The sequence below is a fragment of the Ectobacillus sp. genome, assembly GCF_056992975.1.
The window spans coordinates 1-23,125 of the sequence record NZ_JBXKMX010000042.1 but is presented as its reverse complement, the minus strand read 5'-3'; the positions used below and the strand labels follow the sequence as shown (position 1 = coordinate 23,125).

Genomic DNA, 23,125 nt, shown 5'->3' with positions numbered 1-23,125 from the left:
AAGCATTAGGAGGAGTAGTAGAAGTAGCAGATGCCATTGAAAACGATGTAGGCTTGATACAGTCCTTTAGTATAATCGGAAATGGATTACAAGCTATAGGAAATTCGTTGCAGGCTATTGGAGCAATCTATGAATTAGAAACAAACGATGATAAAACCGGAGTATCACTTATTGTGAAAGGAAGTTGGATTCAAGCGGTAGGTTCAATTATCGCTTTTCTAGTCGCAGTACGAAAGGGTATGAAGCAACAGGAGATAGAAAAGAATTTCACTTTTCGTAAGGTACAGAAAAACACAGCGCAATGAATTTGCACTGTGTTTTTACTTACATCTTTATACATATGCTTTTGTAGCAGAATCTTTCTTATGAAATGCCATTACTAAATCTGTCATGTATGCACAAACTGCCACCGATAAAATCGTATAGGCAACATCTGTCCAGTTCATATACAATAATGACAATGCTAAAACGAGCCCGTCAAATAAAAAGTAAACTTTTCCTATCGATAGATGGGAAACTTTACTAAGCAATATGGATAATATATCGTCTCCTCCGGTAGCACCACCGTAACGTAAAATAAGGCCAAGACCAAATCCTACGAGAATCCCTCCTATAATTGCAGCAATAAATAAATGCTGAGATAGGTTGATGACAAACGGTGAATAGCGCTCCATAAGTGCATAGAAGACTGAAAAAGACGAAGCGCCTATAATTGTTTTAACAGCCAATCGCTTACCGATTAACCTTGATCCAAGTATGATTAAGGGTATATCGAGAGAAAGCGTTGTAATAGAAGGTGAGATATGGAAAAATTGCTTTATCAGTAATGCAATTCCAATAAATCCGCCTTCTGTTAGGTTATTTTGCACATGAATGTGATAAAAACCTGCTGATAATACAAATGAGCCAAAAACAATCATACCTACTTCTCGCCAATTAATCCATTTCATTGTTATTCCTCTTCCGTAGTTAGTTTATTCGAAAACAATTGTTTTCAACTAACTACTCATATATAGAAAGGAGAAATCTCCTCTATGTGTAGTTAGCTGTTCACTAACTACGACGCTATATATAACAGAAGGAATAATTATATTCCAACATACTTTCGCCCACTTTCGTTTTTGCTAGTAGCTAACGACGAATAGCAAGCAGTAACGCTATGTGTAAGACAAATCTTGACGCTTCCAGATGCTCCTTCGAGCAGCCATGGTATCAAAATCCTTTCTTTATTAGATTTACCCGCAATAACGAGTGCCTTGACACTCACTTAATGAAATGAATGTCGTACCACCCACTAGAGAAACACCAAACCCAATTAGGCTTGAAGCGAGAGTTTCTAATGATATATGCTCCTTTTTCTATTTTATCACAGGTATGAAATGATTGGTAAAAGATTGTGTTAGAATTACAAATTATTTACTTTATCCAAGAAAGTTATTTACGGAAAATTCACTAAATCGACATGCAATTTATCATAAATGTATCGTATAGTAATGATATAGATATTGTGAATTATTTCACAATATATTTTTATAAAGTTGAATGACGAATTAGAAATCAATTGGAATATTGTATTTGTCTATTAGAGACGTTCTATTCATTTATGCTATTGGGACGCATCACGTCACCGAGGGGCACTCAAAGCCCTAACATAAGGAGGAAGTTCATATGGCTGTAGAGGAAAAAAAGGTAGAGCAGTTACAAGACACATCCACCATGATTGATGAACTCGTAGTAAAAGGTAACCGTGCTCTAGCACAATTTGAAATGTTTACGCAAGAACAAATTGATAAAATCGTGCATGAAATGGCACTTGCAGGTTTAGATCAGCATATGCCTTTGGCAAAGCTGGCACAGGAGGAAACAGGCAGAGGAATTTATGAAGACAAAATAATAAAGAACATGTTTGCAACTGAATACATTTGGCATAGCATTAAAAATGATAAAACAGTTGGTGTCATTCATGAAGATCCTTACACCGGTATTACAGAAATTGCAGAACCTGTCGGCGTCATTGCAGGGGTAACACCAGTTACAAATCCAACTTCTACAACTTTATTTAAAGCAATCATTGCGATAAAAACACGGAATCCTATCATTTTCGCTTTTCATCCATCTGCTCAAGGCTGTAGTGCAAAAGCAGCTTCCGTTTTATATGAAGCAGCAGTAAAAGCAGGGGCACCCGAGGATTGTATTCAATGGATTGAAAAGCCTTCCATCGATGGAACAAAGCTTCTAATGAATCATCCAGGCGTTGCACTCGTGTTAGCAACAGGCGGAGCAGGAATGGTGAAATCAGCATATAGTACTGGAAAACCAGCATTAGGGGTTGGTCCAGGAAATGTACCCTGTTATATTGAAAAAACAGCGAAAATCAAACGTACTGTTAACGATGTAATTCTATCTAAATCGTTTGATAACGGTATGATTTGTGCCTCTGAGCAAGCTATTATTATAGATACGGAAATTTATGAAGAAGTAAAGAAAGAAATGATTGCAAACCAATGCTACTTTGTTAGCGATAAAGAAAAGCAGCTTCTTGAAAAACTAGTTATTCGCGAAGATACTTGTGCTGTAAACCCAGATATCGTTGGGAAATCACCAGAATGGATTGCAAAGCTTGCTGGATTTAAAGTTCCAGAAGATACAAAAATCCTAGTTGCAGAAATTGAAGGTGCTGGTGCAGAGTATCCACTTTCTCGTGAAAAATTAAGTCCAGTACTCGCTTGCATTCGTGTAAATAGTACAGAAGAAGGCTTTCAACAATGTGAAAATATGCTATACCTTGGCGGATTAGGTCACTCCGCTGTTATTCATAGCACGAACGAAGAGTTGCAAACACAGTTTGGACTTCGCATGAAGGCGTGCCGGATTATTGTGAATGCCCCGTCTTCTCAAGGCGGCATTGGCGATGTATATAATGGATTTATCCCTTCTTTAACACTAGGATGCGGATCTTACGGCAAAAACTCAATATCTTCTAACGTAAGTGCTATTCATTTATTAAATATCAAACGTATTGGTACGCGTCAAAATAATATGCAATGGTTTAAACTACCGCCAAAGTTGTTTTTTGAAAAAAATGCAACGCAATATTTAGCGAAGATGAAGAAGATTTCTCGTGCTTTCATCGTTACTGATCCAGGCATGGTGAAATTAAATTATGTAGATACAGTTGTTCATTATTTAAATCAAAATGCAAACAATGTTCAAATTGAAATCTTTTCTGATGTAGAACCAGATCCATCTGATGTTACGGTATACAAGGGTGCTGAAATGATGCGATCCTTCCAGCCAGATGTTATTATCGCACTTGGCGGAGGATCTGCGATGGATGCAGCGAAAGGAATGTGGCTCTTCTATGAGCATCCAGATGTTCAGTTTCATGGCTTAAAACAAAAGTTTTTAGATATTCGCAAACGGACCTTTAAATATCCTGAAATGGGTGAAAAAGCGCAGTTCGTTGCCATTCCGACAACATCTGGAACAGGATCTGAAGTAACGCCATTTGCCGTTATTACAGATAAGAAGAATAATATCAAATATCCGCTAGCAGATTATGAATTAACACCAGATGTAGCCATTGTGGATCCGCAGTTTGTTATGACGGTTCCTCCTCGCATCACGGCGGATACAGGAATGGACGTATTAACCCATGCTATTGAAGCATATGTATCTGTACTAGCAAATGATTATACAGATGGACTTGCGTTAAAGGCGATTGAGTTAGTGTTTGAATATTTACCAAGAGCGTATAAAGACGCAAGCGACGAAGAAGCACGCGAAAAAATGCACAATGCTTCTGCAATTGCTGGTATGGCGTTTGCCAATGCCTTTCTAGGCATTAACCACAGTCTTGCACATAAGCTTGGACCTGAGTTTCACATTGCACACGGACGTGCAAATGCCATTTTACTACCGCATGTTATTCGTTATAATGCGAAAAAACCAACAAAACATGCACTCTTCCCGAAATATGAGCACTTTATCGCTGACGAACGATATGCGAAAATTGCCCGCTTGCTAGGTATGCCTGCTGTAACGGTAGAAGAAGGGGTAGAAAGCCTTGTAAGTGCGATAATTGCGCTTGCTAAAGAGCTAAATATCCCAATGAGTATTGCTGCTCAAGGCGTAGACCGTACTGTATTCGAAAGTAAAGTAAACAATTTGGCTGAACGTGCATTTGAAGATCAATGTACAACAGCGAATCCGAAAATGCCACTTGTAAGAGAACTTGCAGACATTTATTGGGTAGCATACGAAGGTGTATAACCCAGTTGTTCCTCTTGCATACGTGAGGTAAAGAATAGATGATTATTTCATAAAAGAAGTTATCCAATGGGTAGCTTCTTTTTGATTATTCGGTACGAGGTATAGAAAATCGTAACTTAGTTAAACAACTAGGTAGGCATTGCATCATCTATTCGTGCATATACGTTTAACAGGTTTATTTTTGTCAAAGGGGGTTATATGAATTGAATCGAGTAGGAAAAGATGAATTTGTTTCTGGATTTGTTCCGAATCATAACCATGGCTCGGTCGATTATACATCTGTGGAATCAGGTCATGTACATCAATGCTTGGATGTAACATCGCCGCCTATTCCAACGCAGGAAGGAGGACATATACACTATACAGAAGGTTATGTTATTTTTGAAAACTCCCATACTCATTCTTATAAAGCGTATTCGGGACCTGCTATACCCGTTGGCAATGGCATGCATGTTCATTATTACGATTTTTATACGACTGAAGACAATGGACATAGACATCGGATTAAGGGTGTAGATCATCCAGCTCCGGGAAATAAATGAGCTATAAAAACAGAAATAAGGGGAGATGCTATTGACTAGCGAGCAACCGATTCCTGGCCATTTTGTTATGGATAAAGAACGAGGAATGCTTCTGCCTCCAGAATTAAAGGCAGCACCTACCGAATCTTTAACAGAACGATTATTTATCGAACGATCATTAACGGAAAATCGATTTTGGCTACGAATTATGAAGGAACATGCCCTTTTTCTAGGTGAGGGATTTAATCGTAATGACAAATCATTAATTCAACAAGTAGATCAATTTTATCATTATTTTGATCAGCAACTACAAAAAGCGCATTCTGTTCCTGAAACTGTGCAAGCAGTCAGACAATTAAATGAAGAAAGTATTCAGTTAGTTTATGGATTCCGAAATTTTAAGCGAAATCTACTCCTCTTAATTATTAATTGTAAAATTAGTGGATTTAATTTTCCTCTTCTGGTTGATCATGTTGCAAGGGAAGCGGAATATTTTTTGCGTTCGCTCCAGAAATTTAATGAAGGGAAGATGGATCCGATTCAAGATGCGATTATCAATGAGAATGTGTTTTGGCTACGCATCATGATGGAACATTCACGATTCATTGCTTCTTTGCTTGATCAATCGGAACGTAACTTAGTTAAAACAGCTTTAAAATTTGGAGATGATTTTGAGGTTCTGCTTTGTCAGGCGCGGGATGTTGAATCGATGCTGTACAAGAAAGAACCGACGTATCCGATTATTGGTAAAATGAATAAAGATAGTGAAAATGCTACAGTGGAATTGAGAAATTTTAAAAAGGCAGGATTAGAACTGATTAAATCATGTCAAATCAAAAATGTCATCAATCCATTATTAGCCGATCATGTAACAAGAGAGGCAGAGCATTTCCTTTTCATGATTCATGTTTTGGAGCAGCGGCTTAAACAAAAGCAGCAATCTATGTAAAAAAATAGGTAGGTTGATGTATGGTTCATGCATAACCTTCGCATGTATACACATACTAAAAAAGCCCTCTTGTGCAAGAGGGCTTTTCCAATGCATTATTTTGAAATAAATTCTTGTGACCAGATGTTTTTGCCTGACACATAGCCGACACCGATGTAGGTATATGTGTTATTTAAAATATTGGCACGGTGACCAGGGCTAGCCATCCAAGCTTGTACAACCTCTTCTGGAGTTTGTTGTCCCATTGCAATGTTTTCACCGGCTGTCGTGTATGTGATGCCGAATTGTTTCATCATATCGAATGGTGATCCGTACGTTGGGCTTGTGTGATCAAAATAGTTTAGATTGTTCATATCTTGTGATTTTGCTTTAGCAACTTTACTTAATGTTGCATCAACTTTCAATGCACCTAGACCATTTTTAGCACGTTCAGCATTCGTTAAGTCAACAACTTTCTGCTCATAGGCGCTAAGAACACCTTGTTGCGGAGCCGGTGTTGGAGTCGGTGTAGATTGCTTAGTCTGCGTTGGAGCAGGCGTAGATTGCTTAGTCTGCGTTGGAGCCGGTGTAGACTGCTTAGTCTGCGTTGGAGCCGGTGTAGATTGTTGAGTCTGCGTTGGAGCCGGTGTAGATTGTTGAGTCTGTGTTGAAGCCGGTGTAGATTGTTGAGTCTGTGTCGGAACTGGCGCTGGTGTTGGAGCCGGCGTAATATTTGGACAAGTTGTTTGTGGTGCCATTACGATCTTCCACGTCATTTGATTTTTAAAGAATGTATTTAAAAAGGATTGAAAGTCTTGTTGATTCATTGGTTCATATAAGAATTGAAAAGCAGAGTAGGTTACATGATTAGTTGCTTCTGGTTGAAGGCTTGCCGCCTTTGCATCGTGTGATGATACTCCAAATGTGAATGCAGCAGCAGTTGCTAATGATAGTAGTAATGTTTTCTTCATGTTATTCCTCCCGATGTTGTAGTTTAGTATATTTGGAAAGCTGAGATGAAGTGGAGTCTCTCACTTCGTCTCGCTCTCTCTGACACGTTCATAGTATCATAGTTTTTAAGGGAGAAAAGATGGGAAATATTTCTTGATGTGGGAGATTTCCTGAATCTCCCACAAAGAATGAGAGAGTAGAATGACCGTAAAATATATCGTATGTATCATAGTAGTAGGCATATCAAGGGATGCGTACAAACTAGAAATGGTGTACAAATAAAATAGGAATGCTAATGGATTACATAAAAATACCAAAAGAAATGATCGGAAATGCTTTAAAATAAGGGATTAGCGGAATGGGGGTAGGATAATAATGGAATGTTTTTAATGGATTTGTAATAGATCTGTCGTCTTTGTTACAGAAGCCACGACATATTGTTACATTGTAATGAAAGGTAAGAAAACGCTGAACTACTTTTATGAAAAGCAAAGGATATCCATCCATTGAAAACGATTCTTTCCTATTATATAGTGTGAAGGAGGAGAGAGAAGGCTTCACACTTTCTTCACAATTATTTGCTATCGTAGTGAAATAAATGAAATGGGGGGAGAGCATGAAGCAGTTGCTCGTGTTGTGTTTGTTGATTGGCTTGCTCTCTGGCTGCAATCAACAAGCATACACACCTATATCTAAAGGAACAATTATCGTAACTACGAATCAAAAGGATGGCAGTGTTAGCTTTATTGACGCTAGGACCCATACATTGCGTACTACGTGGAATATGAATAAAGCGATTCAAGGAAGTGTTTTGCTTCCGGACGGAGATACAATTGCTTTTTATGGTAAGCAGCTTTCTCACGTTCTTCTCTATTCTCTAGCAAAGGGTAAACAAGTTGGAGAATGGGAGACCGGAGTAGGAATTGTAAATATAATTGTTGCACCGCAAGGAAATAAGCTTGCCCTGGCTGATCAAAATACGAATACGATTCGTATGTACAGTCCCTCTGGAAAAGAAGAGGCTCGCATTCCAATAGGGGACAATCCGCTCACGTTTGCTCAAGATGAGCAGCATTTATATGTTGTGAATTTTCGAGACGGAAAACTATCTAACATAGATTGGAGCACGAATAAGGTAATCTCTGCAGTTACCGTGCCGGTCTCTTCTATGGGAGCGCTTCTCCATGGAAATGAACTTTGGCTTGGTGGACACGGAAATGGCGATGTCGTGAATGAATCGATTCATATTTTTAATGTTCAAAGCGGGGAATTATTACGAAGCGTACCTGCACCGCAAATGCCAGTAAGCTTTGCCTCTGACGGAATGAGTATATATGTGCTCAGTCACGGCTCAGATACAGTGCGAAAAATAAATGGTACAACTTATGCTCAAGAAGCGCAGATAACGGTTGGTTCGAATCCGTTTGCGCTCACTCTCGTTGGTAACGAGCTTTTCATAGCGAGCTATGATAGTGATGAGGTTGTAGTGGTGGATAGTAGCACCATGACGAAACTAGCAACGATTTCCGTGGGAAAGGGCCCGTTTCAGTTTACGGTGGTCAAGGGGGAAGAAAAATGAATGTATACCGAATTTTAGTTGTAGATGACGAAAGTGACATGCGACAGCTTGTGGGGATGTATTTGGATAACTCTGGTTATGAATGGGAAGAAGCGGAAAATGGTGTCCGTGCTTTGGAGAAGGTAAAGGAACATTCCTTTGATCTCCTAATTGTAGACTTAATGATGCCACAAATGGACGGCATGACCCTTTGTAAAGTAATTCGGGAAACATCGGATATTCCTATCATTTTTTTAACGGCAAAGGGAGAAGAATGGAATCGGGTGAACGGGCTTCGGATGGGTGGAGATGATTATATTGTAAAGCCATTTAGTCCCGGAGAATTAATTGCACGTCTCGAGGCAGTATTGCGTAGAAGTACGAAAACGGAGGGAAGTAAAGCGGAGACCTGGGGACCTGTAACAATTGATGAAAAAGGACGGAGAATTCTAATAGATGGGGAAGTAGTGTCCTTAACGGTGAAAGAGTTTGATTTGCTCTATTTTTTGTGCAAGCATGAGGGACAAGTATTTAGTAGAGATCAATTACTTGAAAAAGTGTGGGGTTATGATTATGCAGGGAGCACGCGAACAGTTGATACGCACGTGAAAACAATTCGACTTAAGTTTGGACAGTACGCAGATACGATCCACACGGTGTGGGGCATTGGCTATAAGTTTGAGGTGTAACATGAAAAAAATGTCGATGGTACAAAAACTATGGATGACAATTATTGCAGCAGCTATTGTAACCGTTTCCTGTCTATATTTGGTTTCCTTATATTCGTACGAAAGATTGTACGTCCAAAATGTAGAAGATACGTTAAAAGGGGAGGGAGGACGCTTAGCATCCCAGTATACACGAAATGGTGGAACAGACGATTTCGCAAAGCAAGTAAAAGCATTTGCAAGTATTTCACAAGCAAATATTTTGTTTGTCAGCAATCCCCGAGATTTAAGTGCCTGCTTGCCGTTCGATGTGCAGTACAATCCAATTATTAGTGAAGAAGACCGGCAGCAATTGCTGCAAGGAAAGACAGTTGCTAAGGTTGGATTTGAACCGCGGTTTCAGCGAAATGTCATGGGCGTTGTGACCCCTGTATTAGATGAAAAGAAGCTAATAGGTATTATTTATTCCTATGTTCCGCTAAAGGGAGCGAAAGACTTAATTTTTGAGCTCGGTCTTATTTTGGCACCGCTATCTGCTTTGCTCATTATTTTAACAGCCATTATTGGGCGCAAAATTGTTCTAGCTGTAACGAAGCCGCTTCTTCAAATGGAACGTATATCGTATAAGATGTCAGAAGGAGATTTTACCGAACGTATCACGATTACGTCAAAGGATGAAATTGGACGTCTTGGGAGTGCCTTTAATAATATGGCACTGGCCTTACAAAAGGAAGATTTACAACGGAAGGAGTTTTTGGCGAATGTTTCGCATGAGCTCCGAACTCCGCTTAGTTATATGAAAGGCTATAGCGAAGCGATGATGGACGGGGTAATAAAGCCTGAACAACAGTCCAAATACATAGCTCTTATTCATAGAGAAGCCGGCCGTATGCAACGTCTTGTTCATGATTTGCTTGACTTGGCTCAGTTAGAGGGTGATTTGTTTCCGCTAAAAAAACAGCCGACTGTGTTAGCACAATTACTTGAGGATGAGCTCCAAACGTATGAGCCTAAGCTACTGGAGAAGAATATTCAGCTGCATACCGAACTAGACCCATCTATTATTGCGAACGTTGATGAAGATCGAATCCGTCAAGTGCTGCACAATCTGATGGATAATAGTATACGTTATACGAAAAATGGTAGGATTACTGTACGGTTAGTGCAAATAGATAACCAATGTGAGCTGACACTTGCAGATACAGGTATCGGAATTAGTGCTGAGCATCTCCAAATGCTAGGGCAACGATTTTACCGCGTAGATAAGGCTCGCACGCGTGAAAATGGGGGGACGGGTCTCGGCCTTGCGATCGTGAAGCAAATTGCAGAGATGCATGAAGGGACGTTAACGATCGACAGCGAGGAAGGGAAAGGAACAAGCATTACGCTGACATTGCCCACGATGGACGATTGATGGATGGGATAAAGTATTTGAGCTATAGTATATTTCGATTTACAATAAGAATAGAAATGATAGGTTTACTCATTTCCTGTACATGTATAGAGAAAGTAGGGTGATGATTCTGGATTATAAATCAATTCGGCCGAAGAAAATATATGAGGAAGTATCAGAGGCTCTTATTACAATGATTAAAAATGGTACGTTAAAACCTGGCGATCAATTACTTCCAGTACATCAGCTTGCACAAGAGTTTCAAGTGGGACGTTCAGCAATCCGGGAAGCACTAAGTGCGCTTCGAGCTATGGGACTTATTGAAATGCGGCAAGGAGAAGGAACGTATGTGAAAACATTCGATGCAGCTTCTTTAACAACGACGCTTACTAGTGCCCTTCTTATGAATAAACAAGATATCATGAATCTGTTTGAAGTTCGGAAGATTTTAGAAGTTGGCGCTGCACGTGCAGCTGCGCTGCGACGTACCGAAGAGGATCTGAAAGAGATGAAGCGCTGGGTAGATATAATGGTGGATTCCCAAGGCGATGAAGGAGTAGGAGAAAAAGCAGATTTTCACTTTCATATGGCGATTGCAGAAGCCTCTCACAATACTATTCTTGTTGAGCTTATGAACCATGTATCTAGCACTATGGCTGAAGCAATTGGTGAAACAAGAAGGCTGATTTTGTACGGAGAACATACAACGGCTGATATGTTGGCGCAAGAACATCAATCCATTTTCGAATCCATTGTTAACTGCGATAGTGAGAAAGCGCAACAAAGGATGTTTGAGCATTTAACAAGTGTAAAAAACATGATTACTAGTGTGCAAAACTTGTAAACCGTGTAAAGTGTGTGTAGAATGAAAAGGAAGCTTTTTCTATGATATACTTTAAGAAGTAAACGGTTGCTAGTTTGTTAGGAAAAGAGAACGATTGAAATATATTGTTTCTTTTTTATTCTAGTCATCAGATGACCGTATGATTAAAGTGGGTAGAGATTGAGAGGAGAGAATAAGATGAAAGTTACCTTGTTTGCTACTTGTTTAGTTGACATGTTTCAAACGAATGTCGGAAAGGCTACAACTGAACTTCTTGAACGACTTGGCTGCGAGGTTGAATTTCCTGAATCGCAAGTTTGCTGCGGACAGCCAGCTTACAATAGTGGATACGTAGAAAATGCGAAGGAAGCTATGAAAAATATGATTACGACCTTTCAAAGTGCCGAGTATGTCGTAACGCCTTCTGGCTCCTGTGCTACGATGTTTAAGGAATATCCAGCTATCTTTAAAGGAGATCCGAAGTGGGAAGAGCCTGCTAAATCGTTAGCAGATAAAACCTATGAGCTTACACAGTTCATCGTCGATGTCCTAGGAGTGACAGATGTAGGTGCACATTTAGAGGGAAAAGCAACTTATCATACGTCCTGTCATATGACCCGTCTTCTTGGTGTGAAGGATGCACCGTTTACGTTGCTCTCCAATGTAAAGGGACTTGAACTTGAACCACTTCCTAATGCTCAAAACTGCTGCGGTTTTGGAGGAACATTTTCTGTGAAAATGACAGCTATTTCGGAGCAAATGGTTGATGAAAAGGTAGACAGCGTTACAAAAACAGGGGCAGACTACTTGATTGGAGCCGACTGCGGGTGTCTTATGAATATCGGAGGACGGATGGAACGCAGAGATAAACCTGTTCGCGTCATGCACATTGCGGAAGTATTAAATAGTCGTTAAGGAGGAATGCAGGATGTCAATAAAAATAGGCGATGAACCGTTTAAAGAACGAATTGATGAAGGGATACACGACACCTTTATGCGTGGTGCTGTAGCATCTGCGCAAAATAGCTTATATACGAGACGTCTTGCTGCGGCCGATGAACTCGGAAACTGGGAACAGTGGCGTGAAGTCGGCGAGCAAATTCGCCAGCACACACTTGAAAACCTTGACTACTATTTAATGCAGCTAAGTGAAAATGTTGCAAAGCGTGGCGGTCATGTTTTCTTTGCTAAAACGAAGGAAGAAGCTGCTACATATATACAAGATGTAGCCAAAGCGAAGCAAGCCAAAAAAGTTATAAAATCGAAATCAATGGTAACAGAAGAAATCAGCATGAATGAAGCACTTGAGCAAATCGGTTGCGAGGTTGTGGAAAGCGATTTAGGGGAATACATCCTCCAAATAGCAGAAGAAAAGCCTTCTCATATTGTGGCACCTGCCTTGCATAAAAACAAAGAGCAAGTACGGGATGTATTTAAAGAGAAACTCGGTTATTCAGAATCTGAAGATCCGTATGAAATGACGAAATTCGTTCGGAAAATTTTACGCGAAAAATTTCTCGAAGCGGATATCGGCGTGACGGGCTGTAATTTTGCGGTGGCCAATACTGGATCGATTGCAGTTGTAACGAATGAAGGAAATGCTGATCTTACGATGAGTATTCCGAAAACGCAGATTGCAGTAATGGGAATGGAACGTCTCGTGCCGACAATGGAAGAGCTTGACGTTTTAGTAGGTCTTCTTTGTCGGAGCGCAGTTGGACAGAAGCTTACAAGCTATGTAACGGTCGCTGGGCCTGTAAAGGAAGGAGAAGCAGACGGTCCGGAAGACTTCCATTTGGTTATCGTGGATAACGGTCGTTCTGAAATTCTAGCTTCACAGTTTCGCCCTGTGCTGCAATGCATTCGCTGCGCAGCTTGTGTCAATGTGTGTCCAGTCTATCGCCATGTGGGCGGTCATTCTTACGGTTCGATTTATTCAGGTCCAATTGGGGCTGTATTAACACCGCTACTCGAAGGATATGACGAGTATAAAGAACTTCCATATGCTTCAAGTCTTTGCGGCGCGTGTACCGATGCATGCCCTGTGAAAATTCCATTGCATGAATTGCTACTTAAACATCGCCAGGTCATCGTGGAGAAGGAAGGACGCGCACCGATGGCAGAAAAACTAGCCATGAAGATGTTTGAAATGGGGGCATCTTCTTCTTTGTTATACAAAATCGGTTCGAAGCTTGCCCCTACGGCGATGAGTCCGTTCCAAACAGGAAATCATATTTCTAAAGGAGTCGGACCATTGAAAAATTGGACGGATATTCGGGAGTTTCCTGCCCCAAGTAAAGAGAGATTCCGGGACTGGTATAAAAATCGGAAGAAAGGCGGGGACAACGAATGACAGGAACAATACAAAATCGTGATTCGTTTTTAGATCATATAGCGGAGCAGCTTGGGCGCGAGCGAAAGACGAGCGGTGTTACGCGGCCTGAGTGGAAGCACAAGATGAATGAGGAAGTATTGCAAAATTGTACAGCGGACGAATTGCTAGAAATATTTAAAAAACAATGTAGTAGCATTCATACAACCGTAATCGAGTCGAGCAACCTTTCTACGGCCATTACACAAATTATGGACGAAAATGGAAAGGGCTCGGTTGTAATGGCAAAGGATGATCGGTTTGCGGAGTACGGTGTAACAAAGTTTCTGCAGGAAGATGAACAGGTAGATGTATACGAATGGGAGGCCAGTCAAAGGGAAACAAACTTTACCAAGGCGACGAACGCTTCTTATGGCATTGCCTTTTCTGATTATGCGCTAGCTGAATCCGGAACAGTAGTCATGCAGGCTCGCCCAGGACAAGGCCGGTCGCTTCATTTCTTACCAGAGGTGTATGTTGCGATTATACGGAGAAACACGATTGTGCCACGTATAACACAGGCAGTTCAGGATTTAAACAAGAGAGTAGAAAATGGCGAGGCTGTCGCATCGGCAATTAACTTCATCTCAGGACCTAGTAATTCAGCAGATATTGAAATGAATCTTGTGGTTGGAGTACATGGACCATTGAAGGCATATTATATAATCGTAGATTAGAAAATATCCTACGAAAGGTACATACACCTTTCGTAGGATATTTTTTTAGGATGATGCTCTGAAGAGAGACACAACTATAAGATTATTTTTTTACTATACTAGCAATATGCGATGAATATCATAAAATCTGCACCTGAAAAGCCTTTCTACTACCATGTTTGCTTGTTATAATAAAAATATAATACTATTCTGTTATCGATTCGAGGTGGAACATGCTAAAACGGATCAGTGTAAGTGCATGTTTGTTATTGTTGTTAGTTGGCTGTGGATATCCGAGTCAAAATGAAATCAATGCGAAATTTTTGCGAGAGTTTACGACAAATCAAGGAACGAATGTTATTGCCAAGTCCGCTTCTGAAATTGTTATGAAGACAGGAAGCAGTGTGGATATTCCGTATCACATAACACCGGGTAGTGTATCAAGCTCTAATGTAAGAAATTTAACGTTAAGTACTACCTCTGTATCTTCATTACGCCCCTTTTTTGTAACGCAAGCTGACATGCAGAATGCCGCAATTGGTAGTGATCTTGTCGTACTGGATTCCGCGTATGCAAATGAAGGTTCACGTGGCCTTCTTAGTTATACAGGTAAGCAAAGCGATGTATTAGATGAAATACAAAATGGATATAATTCTTCACTTTCGGTAGATAATCTGAATACTATAAAGAAAATCGTATTACCTGGAAATAGCAATAATTATCAAGAGGTTATACAAGCGGTTCAGGATCTAAATAGTAAATATGGGAATCCGACTGTAACCATTCCTGTGATGGAGGTATTCGATAATAAAAATCCAAACTTCATTGGGTTTGTAAAGGTAAAGCTGAAGGTAGATGGATCCCAAATTAAAGGTACGTATGCTGGATGGGTCGGTTCAGATTATTTTTCACTGACACAAGTACAATTTAAGGAAAATTTTCCTGCTGGTCTCGATGTACAAATGCCAGATAGTCGCTTCACAAAGACAGGTACACCGCAATCAGGGGAAACGGTAACGGGATCCTTATCTGATATCCAATTTTATAAAAACCTAAGCGGAGATTATGATGGAGTAAATCAAGATTTCACGTTAACGGTGACCGCAACTAGTGCTTCTCCTGCAGGCACTCCCTATCAATTGAATCAGGCTAGCGTGAATTATTATGATGTAAGTAATTCTTGGAAAACCGGCAATTTTCCTTCCTTAACCATTACGGTAAAAGATGGTCTGCAGGATGTAACAATCCCAGGTTTAATTGAACGAAATGTTGGGGATCCGTCTGCACCAGTACCCATCACAGTAACGCCTGCTAGTGCCACTACACAATTGCAACTACAATATAGTGTATCGGCGGATCAAAATTTTGCGGATGTAAGTTTTCAAAATCCAAATCTAATGATCACACCAAAAAGCCCAGGCGAAATGAATGTCACGGTAAGTGTGAAGGATGATTTCGGAGATGTCGTGCAAAAAACAGCACATGTGAAGCTGTATCAATTTGTAAGCGACAGCACGTTTACTTTAAATGAAGGCGAAACAAAGGCTTTCCCGTATACAGTAACGCCGAGCTCAATCACAAATTTGAAATGGACAATGGCTGATTCAAATATTGCATCGGTTTCCAATTCAAATATGATAACGGGAAATCATCCAGGGCAGACGTTGCTGACGATTACAGGGACGGGAAGCACAGGGACGATTTTCACGAAGCAAGTAACCGTGACTGTTAAATCTACGACGATTCCTTTGCAATCAGTCTACTTCGATCCTTCTACTGCAACCATGAAAATTGGTGATACATTAAATACATCTGGAATGTTAAAGTTTGTTCCAGCAAATGCAACCAACCAAACGATTTCGTCTTGGACAAGCAGCAATCCAGATATTGCAACTGTTGATGGAAACGGTGTTGTGACTGCGAAAAAAGCAGGTACCGTTAGCGTTACAGCACAAACAGCTACAAACCTACAAGCGGTCCTAACAATCACAGTAGATACCCCATACAAAGGAGCGTTTGATATTAGCAATCCGTTGTATCGATGGTAAATCAATGTAAATGAAAAAGAAGCTAATCAACGAGATTAGCTTCTTTTTCATATTTTTGTCCCGTTATTGTCCGGCTCCCTTCGTTTGGGTCCCCTCATCATCAGAGATTACACTTAACTTTGTCGCAAACGGTAGGGCATTAACATTATTTACGAGAACGGATTTATCGTACGTAACGACGAACCGTGATAACTGACCGATTTGGGCGGTTCTAGAATCGAAAGGAACGTTGACGGCAGTATTTGTACTTGTGAATGATCCGAATGAATTTTGACGAATCGCATTCATTGTTAACTCGTTTTTGGCAAAGATACCGCCGCGAATATGGAAGAGTGAGCCTACCCCGTACAGTTCTGCGTTATTATCGGTATAAAAATAACCATCCATCGTGGGAACAGAGTTTGTTGCATCTGTCAGCTCGTTAATACGAGTGATTAATAAATCGTCCTGAGCGAGTAATACAAGCATTTTATTGTTACTACCGACAATATTTGTTGAATTGATAGTCGCCTTCCCGGTTGCATATATAGTAGTTGCAAATGCCATTGTATCCGTCGTGTGTGAAAAAGAGACGGTATTTCCATGAATCATGACATTTCCAAGCACGAGAATATTGCCTTGTATCGTTAAAGGAGATTGGCTGCTGCTCAATTCTAAATTTCCGTCTACCACGAGCCATTGATCTGCTGAAAGTGTTAGGTTACTATCGATCGTGTACGTATTCGTTCCACTCGTCTGGGATGAATTGGTGAGAAGTACAACCTTTTTCCCTTGGAAAACCCCTGCTGAAAACAAATCGTTCTTATTTTTACTACTATCAATTGTATACAAGGTCGGTGCATTGGTAGCAAGTATTTTCTGGACGATTGCATTTCGCTTTTGCTGAATTTCAGCATCTGTTGCAGTTATGAGCGGTATGTCCGATTTAGTCATAGATAAACCAATTCCTAGCTGATTAAATTTGTCAGCTACCGTTTTTGGAAAATCAACGGTCGTAAAGTTTCCGTTTGATTTTTGAAGGAGCGGCGGTGTGCTTTTTTCATAAAAATATTTTGCAGCCTGCGAAACGGGTGTTGTGGAAAGTGACTGCTTGTTTAAGACGGTTGAAGGCAAGCCATCTTGCTTTGTTGTATTGTTATAAACATCAATCTCATTATCAACAACAACCGTTCCCACAACGGAAGGGTACAAGGTTTCAAGCAATGTATACTTCGGGGTCGTTTGATCCGCTGTAGTGACTTGATTTGCATAGCGGGCTGCATTTGCGAGTGTAACCTTACTTCCGTATATATTTCCAGTAATATCGGAGGCGCCGTTTAAATTTAATGTATTCTCCGACCCAACCGCATATTGAAGAAAGCTAGGGGTAGGGGATAGAAGCATGGTTCGCGTACTTGTGTTTGTTATGGTAGGCTGCGCACTATTTACATTGTTTACATATTGCATTTGAAATGTGTAATAGCGCGTGTAATAATCTTGCGGATTGGAAATACCGAGCTTACTTTGTGTTACGTCTGTAATAGTGAGTACAGTTTGGGGAGACCCCGTTGTTGTATATTTTACTTCCAATCCTGAAACAATCGTTTGCAGTTTCATATCATAATCAGCTTTGCTCATATCGGGTAAGGAAAGCTTGCTTACACTATCAGTAAAATCTGCAATCACTCGGTTGATTTCATCAGTGGATTGCTGCGAGGTAGATACATCGATTCTTCTAATTTCAGCTTGTTTTGTACTCGATATTGTCATGGTGGCGATGGTAAGACCAATTGTTACAAATATTAGACTGATGAGAAGTACGGTAAGTAACGTAGATCCTTGCTCATTTTTCATAGTGATCCCTCTCTTAAAATCCAATTTCGCTTTTTAAAGTAAGTGGTGCTGTAGTAAAGTTTTTCGAATGAAAGGATAACGAAAGCTGGATGATCCCGTTGTTACATATAGAAAAGGGAACAACGGCAGCACCTGAACGTGCGTATACGGTGCTTTGTTTTGTACAAGTCATCCCAATGGTTGATTCTGTTAGCAATTCAATGGTTGCATCCTGCTGATAGGAATTTGTTTTAAGTAGGTTACCTTGTCCGTCGTACTCTTCAAATAGAATCTTTCCGTTTTGTATGTATAAGCGAGCAATGGGAAGAGCGTTGTTGTCGTAGCTAACAGTTACATCATCCTTGGAGAACAAGGGACTTTGCTTTCTTTTATAAAGTTCTACGCTCTTTGTTGCATCGTTAAATATCACATCGTCGTAGGATGTAGCATACAGTTTATTCATAATCATTGATACGACGTAATCTGCTTCATTTTGCACATTCGTTTCGGACGTAATGTTGTTATAGGTCTTTAACCCCATTGTAAATACGCTATATAAGGAAGTCATAATGATTGATGCTATAACAATTGTTCCGAGAAGTTCTACTAGTGTAACGCCTCGTTGATCTAGCTTACCGTACTCCATCTTTGGTTATGCTCCCCTCTAGCAAGATTCCCTCCGTGTTGTCTTGTTCATTTGTATCCACATAGGCGAATACGTGCAGCGGTGTGTAGGCAGGACTTTGCTGTAAGTTTGCAGCATCTTTTGCCATCATTGCGTTCAACTGGCTTGGTAGATTCTGCAGTGCGGTTTTAGGATGAACTGCATGAATATGCTCTAGAATAGCCTGCACATGGCTATCGTTATAGCTAGTCGGTACTACAAATAATTGTACATTATCATTTGTATAGGTAATGTTGTTTATAGAAGGTGTAATGATTTTTATGCAGCTACTCGTGTCAGGAAAAATGGTAAACGGAGTATTTGGGCTAATAGAATTGCTGTAAGACGTGCTGCAGGCATTCGCTGTATCGAAGACAGCTACATTCCCGTTCCCTAAGCTAGTAAGATAGTTGTTTAGTATATCGTAATCTTGTTTTTCCATATAATGTACCGCCCCGCGTGCAAGGTTCACTGCAACTAATTTTGATTGACTTTGTTTAATGATGGAGTAGGATTTGGGAAAAACAGAAAATAATCCGATGGTAATAATGGATAGAATGGTAATGGATGCCAGTACTTCTACAAGTGTTAGTCCGTTTTCATTGTTTTTTCTCATTTCCATCCTTCTTTCCTTCGCACAGTTAGTATAATATAGTGAGAGAATAACTTCATCTTATTTTACTACAAAAGAGGTGCAAAGATGGACTACCTATTTCCAACAATATTCGCATCCTTGTTGTTAATTCCAGTATTGTATGTACTGCAGACAGGATTAACAAAACTAGGAATCCTAGCTGTATCCCTATTATCCTTCACATTTGTTATGCTTGTCGTTGGATTAAATGGTGTTTTGCCACTTTGGCAGGATGTAATCCTAATTCTATTACTTGCACTTGTCGTTTCATACGTATTGGAAACAAGATTATATCGGTATTTCTTTGTTTTAGAACTAGAAGACGAAGTAGAAGTGAGAAATGACCAAATGATGCCAGCTACTCAAATGGTAGAATCCAAGAATGAAAGTGAGCCAGTGGAACAACCAACAGCAGGAGTATCAGAAGATGAAACAAAATCGAAGCAGGTCGAAATGAGTTATTTAGATGAGCTGTTTCAACGTGAGGAAACTGAAAAGAAGGAAGGTTCAAAAATTTGAAGAAAAACTTCCGCCTTTTTTTCATAGTTGTCATATCAAGTATGGCAGTATTCGCGTTGCAATATGGGGCAAAGGCTGCACTTATGAAATTGTTTGATTCATCCTATGCATATACATCAAATACCTTTGTGGGACCGCTTTCACTTGAGAAAAAAGTGAAGGAGCAAGCGCAATCCGAATTACAACAGCAAATTACGACTTGGAAAGCAGCGCCACATATACAATTTCAGTATGGGGATACGACTTTCTTCGTTCCAACTGATTTATTTGCTTTTGACGTGAATGATACTATGAAAAATATTAAATCAGGTCAACATTCTCTAATTACTGTAAGCGTTCAAACAAATAAGCTAGATACGTTACTTTCAGACCAATTAAATCCAGAAATTGCAGGCCAAATAGATCGAAGTAAGCTGGAAAAAGACTTAAGTAAGGCGGCGAGTTCCTTAGAGTCAAAAACATCACTACAGATGGTTCGATACATAGATGTACAAACAGCGAAAAAAACGATTTCTCAGGCAAACACTTCTTCTATAATGTCTTATCAAAACAGTCTGCAGCAATGGATGAATCAGCTTGGAACCATTACGATTCCTGCTAAAAGTGAGCTGTCTGTAACAAATGTGGCTGTTCAAAAAAACCTTAATATTGATGATGGCTCCTTAAGTGTCATTTCATCCCTTATGTATGAAGCAGTGGCGCCGACAAATTTTCAAGTACGAAAGAGAAATACGAGTATGGTCCTACCTGCTTATGCAAAGCTTGGATTAGAGGCCTATATAGAACAAGGGAAAAGTGATTTCGTATTTTATAATCCAAATGATACAGACTATACCTTTCAATTTTCGTTAGATGGTACAAGCATGGGGGTTTCTCTACAGGGGCTGCCATTTGTGTATACGTATGTAACGAATAAAAATGAAGTTGAAACTATTAATGCGCGGGAGATTCAACAATATGTGATTCAAAATGAAACGAAAAACGATGCAGTAACAGCAGAGAGCAAGGGAAAGAATGGATTTGCAGTAACGGTGTATCGTGAAAAATATAAAAATGGAAATCTCATAACCCGAGATAAAATAGGACAGGACTTTTATCTGCAAGTAAATGGTGTCAAGAATATACAAGTGGCGTCGCAAGCAGCGCAAACGACGATACAAACACCAACGAACGGACAAACAAACCAGCAAGCTACTACGTCATATACGAATCCATCTACTACGCAGACAACAGTACAAAATCAAAGTAACACAACAAATGGAAAATAAACAGATTAGCTTGGAGGGGAATATATGAAACGTTTACGAGTTCGGTTAGGTGATTTGCTCGTTCAAGAAGGTCTGATTTCAGAAGAACAGCTTCAAACGGCTTTAAAAGAAAAAGGACCTCAACAAAAGATTGGCGATGCTTTATTACAGCGTGGGTACATAACGGAGCAGCAGCTAATGGAAGTATTAGAGGTGCAGCTCGGTATTCCACATGTTAGCTTATTTCGTTATCCGTTTGATGATTCCCTGTTTCATATCGTTCCAAAAGAGGTTGCCAAACGTAACTTAGTTGTTCCTTTAAAGAAGCAAGGAGATAAGCTTTTCGTAGCGATGGCCGATCCGATGGATTATGTAGTGATGAATGATCTTCGTCTTTCAACGGGGTTTCAAATTGAGCCACTTATTGCTGCAAAAGAAGATGTATTACGAACGATCACTCGTTATTATGATATGCAGGAGTCCTTTGATGAGTGGACAACAGAGCAAGAGCCTGTGCAGCAAGAAGAAGCACCAGTTGAAGAAGACTCTCCAGCTATTAAGCTCGTAAATCAAATCGTGCAATATGCAATCCAGCAAAAAGCAAGTGATATTCATATTGATCCGCAGGAAAAAAATATTGTGGTTCGGTATCGAGTAGATGGTCATCTACATACGGAGCGAGTCTTGCCAAAGTATATGCAAGGGATGATAACGGCACGTATTAAAATTATGTCAGACATGGATATAACGGAGCAACGCATCCCGCAGGATGGCCGTATTCGGTTTCACTACGATTTTTATCAAATTGATCTACGTGTTTCCTCACTCCCTACTATTTTTGGGGAAAAGCTCGTACTTCGATTGCTTGATTTAGGAAACTCACTAAATGATATAACAAAGCTTGGATTTAACACTGTAAATTTGCAACGCTTTCTTGGTTTTCTACAAAATCCACATGGCATTATTTTAATTACAGGTCCAACAGGGAGTGGGAAATCCTCTACCTTATATGCAGCGTTAAATAAAATGAACAATGAAGAAGTGAATATTATTACAATTGAAGATCCGGTTGAATATCAGCTTGAAGGTGTGAATCAAATTCAGGTGAATCAAAATACAGGAATGACATTTGCCACAGGACTTCGTTCCATTTTGCGTCAGGATCCGGACATAATTATGATTGGGGAGATTCGTGACCGAGAAACGGCTGAGATTGCAATCCGTGCTTCCTTAACCGGGCACATTGTTTTAAGTACCATTCATACAAATAGTTCTATTTCAACGATATCTCGTCTCCTTGATATGGGGGTAGAATCATTTCTTCTTGCTTCATCTTTATCGGGGATTGTGTCACAACGATTGATTCGAAGAATTTGCCGAGATTGTAAGGAAGAACAAGAAGTAACTGATCGAGAAAAAGAAATCTTTGCGAGCCGTGGTTTAACCATTGATAAAGTATACCGTGGTAAGGGCTGTCCGGCTTGTGACATGACCGGTTATAAAGGACGGATTGCCATTCACGAACTTCTCGTTGTGAACGAAGAAGTGAAAAATGCGATTGCAAATGCAGAAAGCTTCGCAACAATTCGAGACATTGCCGTTGCCAATAAAACAATATTTCTTCTTGATGACGGCCTATTAAAAGTAAAACAAGGCTTTACAACAACGGAGGAAGTACTTCAAGTAGCTATGGAACAATAGAAAGGAGACGATAGCGTGCAGAATTTAACAAAATGGTTGTATGAAGTGTGCGAAATGAAGGCATCCGATTTGCATATTACAACAGGAATGCAGCCAACATTTCGTATATACGGTGAGCTTCATCGTATGGAGGGACCATCTCTTGAGGCGGAAGATGTATATAACATAGCGAGAAGCATAACATCAGAAGAACAATGGCGCATGTTTGAAGAAAAAGGAGAACTTGATTTTTCCTATGAAATTAAAGGATTATCACGATTCCGTTTGAATTTGTTTCATCAGAGCGGGAATATAGCGTTAGCGATTCGGGTTATACCGAATAAAATTCCTAGCTTGGAAGATTTGTTTTTACCACCGGT

At 40.0% G+C, this 23,125-nt stretch carries 20 protein-coding genes and 1 pseudogene; 16 read left to right on the top strand and 5 right to left on the bottom strand.

Annotated elements, in window-relative coordinates; translation table 11 throughout:
* A partial coding sequence (locus tag AC11ZT_RS01805) for a DUF6944 family repetitive protein (protein ID WP_484057965.1) occupies positions 1–305 on the top strand: 305 nt, incomplete at its 5' end.
* A gap of 27 nt (positions 306–332) precedes the next feature.
* Here the strand turns inward: AC11ZT_RS01805 and AC11ZT_RS01800 are convergent.
* A complete protein-coding gene (locus AC11ZT_RS01800) occupies positions 333–950 on the bottom strand; it encodes a YitT family protein (RefSeq protein ID WP_379969082.1) in 618 nt (205 codons plus the stop codon).
* A 718-nt stretch (positions 951–1,668) separates the two neighbouring features.
* Between AC11ZT_RS01800 and adhE the strand changes: the two genes are divergently transcribed.
* The 3 genes from adhE to AC11ZT_RS01785 all read left to right on the top strand — a co-directional run bounded on the left by adhE (position 1,669) and on the right by AC11ZT_RS01785 (position 5,742).
* A complete protein-coding gene (gene adhE / locus AC11ZT_RS01795) occupies positions 1,669–4,272 on the top strand; it encodes a bifunctional acetaldehyde-CoA/alcohol dehydrogenase (protein WP_484057964.1) in 2,604 nt (867 codons plus the stop codon).
* 203 nt (positions 4,273–4,475) lie between these two features.
* Entirely contained in the window at positions 4,476–4,814 is a 339-nt protein-coding gene (locus tag AC11ZT_RS01790) for a YmaF family protein (RefSeq protein ID WP_484057963.1), read from the top strand.
* 31 nt (positions 4,815–4,845) lie between these two features.
* On the top strand, positions 4,846–5,742 hold the full coding sequence (locus AC11ZT_RS01785; RefSeq protein ID WP_484057962.1) for a DUF2935 domain-containing protein: 897 nt from the start codon (positions 4,846–4,848) through the stop codon (positions 5,740–5,742).
* Between the two features lie 95 nt (positions 5,743–5,837).
* Here AC11ZT_RS01785 and AC11ZT_RS01780 read toward each other — a convergent pair whose 3' ends face one another.
* Complete coding sequence (locus tag AC11ZT_RS01780) at positions 5,838–6,692, bottom strand: CAP domain-containing protein (protein ID WP_484057961.1); 855 nt, start codon at positions 6,690–6,692, stop codon at positions 5,838–5,840.
* A 596-nt stretch (positions 6,693–7,288) separates the two neighbouring features.
* Here AC11ZT_RS01780 and AC11ZT_RS01775 point away from each other — a divergent pair.
* From AC11ZT_RS01775 to AC11ZT_RS01740, 8 genes are all read left to right on the top strand, one after another.
* A complete protein-coding gene (locus AC11ZT_RS01775) occupies positions 7,289–8,251 on the top strand; it encodes a YncE family protein (RefSeq protein WP_484057960.1) in 963 nt (320 codons plus the stop codon).
* Positions 8,248–8,919: a response regulator transcription factor gene (locus AC11ZT_RS01770; RefSeq protein ID WP_484057959.1), complete on the top strand. Its 672-nt coding sequence runs from the start codon at positions 8,248–8,250 to the stop codon at positions 8,917–8,919. Before AC11ZT_RS01775 ends, AC11ZT_RS01770 begins: the two co-directional genes overlap by 4 nt.
* Positions 8,920–8,929: 10 nt before the next feature.
* Complete coding sequence (locus AC11ZT_RS01765) at positions 8,930–10,312, top strand: sensor histidine kinase (protein WP_484057967.1); 1,383 nt, start codon at positions 8,930–8,932, stop codon at positions 10,310–10,312.
* Between the two features lie 109 nt (positions 10,313–10,421).
* On the top strand, positions 10,422–11,135 hold the full coding sequence (locus AC11ZT_RS01760; RefSeq protein ID WP_484057966.1) for a FadR/GntR family transcriptional regulator: 714 nt from the start codon (positions 10,422–10,424) through the stop codon (positions 11,133–11,135).
* Between the two features lie 177 nt (positions 11,136–11,312).
* Entirely contained in the window at positions 11,313–12,029 is a 717-nt protein-coding gene (locus AC11ZT_RS01755; RefSeq protein WP_484057958.1) for a (Fe-S)-binding protein, read from the top strand.
* 13 nt (positions 12,030–12,042) lie between these two features.
* Positions 12,043–13,467, top strand: a complete 1,425-nt coding sequence (locus AC11ZT_RS01750) for a LutB/LldF family L-lactate oxidation iron-sulfur protein (protein WP_484057957.1) — start codon at positions 12,043–12,045, stop codon at positions 13,465–13,467.
* Positions 13,464–14,162: a LutC/YkgG family protein gene (locus tag AC11ZT_RS01745; RefSeq protein WP_484057956.1), complete on the top strand. Its 699-nt coding sequence runs from the start codon at positions 13,464–13,466 to the stop codon at positions 14,160–14,162. Before AC11ZT_RS01750 ends, AC11ZT_RS01745 begins: the two co-directional genes overlap by 4 nt.
* Before the next feature lie 212 nt (positions 14,163–14,374).
* Positions 14,375–16,189 carry an Ig-like domain-containing protein gene (locus AC11ZT_RS01740; protein WP_484057955.1) on the top strand — a complete coding sequence of 605 codons (1,815 nt, stop codon included), beginning with the start codon at positions 14,375–14,377 and terminating at the stop codon, positions 16,187–16,189.
* Positions 16,190–16,252: 63 nt separating this feature from the next.
* Here the strand turns inward: AC11ZT_RS01740 and AC11ZT_RS01735 are convergent, their stop codons facing one another.
* From AC11ZT_RS01735 to AC11ZT_RS01725, 3 genes are read right to left on the bottom strand one after another with little or no spacing between them, the layout of a single operon-like run.
* Positions 16,253–18,022, bottom strand: coding sequence for a hypothetical protein (locus AC11ZT_RS01735; protein WP_484057954.1), 1,770 nt, complete (start codon positions 18,020–18,022; stop codon positions 16,253–16,255).
* 13 nt (positions 18,023–18,035) lie between these two features.
* Entirely contained in the window at positions 18,036–18,647 is a 612-nt protein-coding gene (locus AC11ZT_RS01730) for a PilW family protein (protein ID WP_484057953.1), read from the bottom strand.
* Entirely contained in the window at positions 18,634–19,281 is a 648-nt protein-coding gene (locus tag AC11ZT_RS01725; protein ID WP_484057952.1) for a prepilin-type N-terminal cleavage/methylation domain-containing protein, read from the bottom strand. The genes AC11ZT_RS01730 and AC11ZT_RS01725 overlap by 14 nt, the downstream gene beginning before the upstream one ends.
* 84 nt (positions 19,282–19,365) lie before the next feature.
* Here AC11ZT_RS01725 and AC11ZT_RS01720 point away from each other — a divergent pair, with 84 nt between their 5' ends.
* The 4 genes and pseudogenes from AC11ZT_RS01720 to AC11ZT_RS01705 form a co-directional block, all read left to right on the top strand.
* On the top strand, positions 19,366–19,818 hold the full coding sequence (locus AC11ZT_RS01720) for a hypothetical protein (RefSeq protein WP_484057951.1): 453 nt from the start codon (positions 19,366–19,368) through the stop codon (positions 19,816–19,818).
* Positions 19,815–21,086 (top strand): VanW family protein, encoded by a 1,272-nt coding sequence (locus AC11ZT_RS01715; protein ID WP_484057950.1) that lies wholly within the window; start codon positions 19,815–19,817, stop codon positions 21,084–21,086. Before AC11ZT_RS01720 ends, AC11ZT_RS01715 begins: the two co-directional genes overlap by 4 nt.
* 24 nt (positions 21,087–21,110) lie before the next feature.
* Positions 21,111–22,766: a GspE/PulE family protein gene (locus tag AC11ZT_RS01710; RefSeq protein ID WP_484057949.1), complete on the top strand. Its 1,656-nt coding sequence runs from the start codon at positions 21,111–21,113 to the stop codon at positions 22,764–22,766.
* 15 nt (positions 22,767–22,781) lie between these two features.
* Positions 22,782–23,125, top strand: a pseudogene (locus tag AC11ZT_RS01705) (type IV pili twitching motility protein PilT); the annotation flags it as partial.

What these genes read in the sequence shown, in the direction of transcription:
- AC11ZT_RS01800 (WP_379969082.1), bottom strand. Translation starts at nt 950, where the DNA reads ATGAAATGGATTAATTGGCGAGAAGTAGGTATGATTGTTTTTGGCTCA.
- adhE (WP_484057964.1), top strand. Translation starts at nt 1,669, where the DNA reads ATGGCTGTAGAGGAAAAAAAGGTAGAGCAGTTACAAGACACATCCACC.
- AC11ZT_RS01780 (WP_484057961.1), bottom strand. Translation starts at nt 6,692, where the DNA reads ATGAAGAAAACATTACTACTATCATTAGCAACTGCTGCTGCATTCACA.
- AC11ZT_RS01775 (WP_484057960.1), top strand. Translation starts at nt 7,289, where the DNA reads ATGAAGCAGTTGCTCGTGTTGTGTTTGTTGATTGGCTTGCTCTCTGGC.
- AC11ZT_RS01770 (WP_484057959.1), top strand. Translation starts at nt 8,248, where the DNA reads ATGAATGTATACCGAATTTTAGTTGTAGATGACGAAAGTGACATGCGA.
- AC11ZT_RS01765 (WP_484057967.1), top strand. Translation starts at nt 8,930, where the DNA reads ATGTCGATGGTACAAAAACTATGGATGACAATTATTGCAGCAGCTATT.
- AC11ZT_RS01755 (WP_484057958.1), top strand. Translation starts at nt 11,313, where the DNA reads ATGAAAGTTACCTTGTTTGCTACTTGTTTAGTTGACATGTTTCAAACG.
- AC11ZT_RS01750 (WP_484057957.1), top strand. Translation starts at nt 12,043, where the DNA reads ATGTCAATAAAAATAGGCGATGAACCGTTTAAAGAACGAATTGATGAA.
- AC11ZT_RS01745 (WP_484057956.1), top strand. Translation starts at nt 13,464, where the DNA reads ATGACAGGAACAATACAAAATCGTGATTCGTTTTTAGATCATATAGCG.
- AC11ZT_RS01740 (WP_484057955.1), top strand. Translation starts at nt 14,375, where the DNA reads ATGCTAAAACGGATCAGTGTAAGTGCATGTTTGTTATTGTTGTTAGTT.
- AC11ZT_RS01735 (WP_484057954.1), bottom strand. Translation starts at nt 18,022, where the DNA reads ATGAAAAATGAGCAAGGATCTACGTTACTTACCGTACTTCTCATCAGT.
- AC11ZT_RS01730 (WP_484057953.1), bottom strand. Translation starts at nt 18,647, where the DNA reads ATGGAGTACGGTAAGCTAGATCAACGAGGCGTTACACTAGTAGAACTT.
- AC11ZT_RS01725 (WP_484057952.1), bottom strand. Translation starts at nt 19,281, where the DNA reads ATGAGAAAAAACAATGAAAACGGACTAACACTTGTAGAAGTACTGGCA.
- AC11ZT_RS01720 (WP_484057951.1), top strand. Translation starts at nt 19,366, where the DNA reads ATGGACTACCTATTTCCAACAATATTCGCATCCTTGTTGTTAATTCCA.
- AC11ZT_RS01710 (WP_484057949.1), top strand. Translation starts at nt 21,111, where the DNA reads ATGAAACGTTTACGAGTTCGGTTAGGTGATTTGCTCGTTCAAGAAGGT.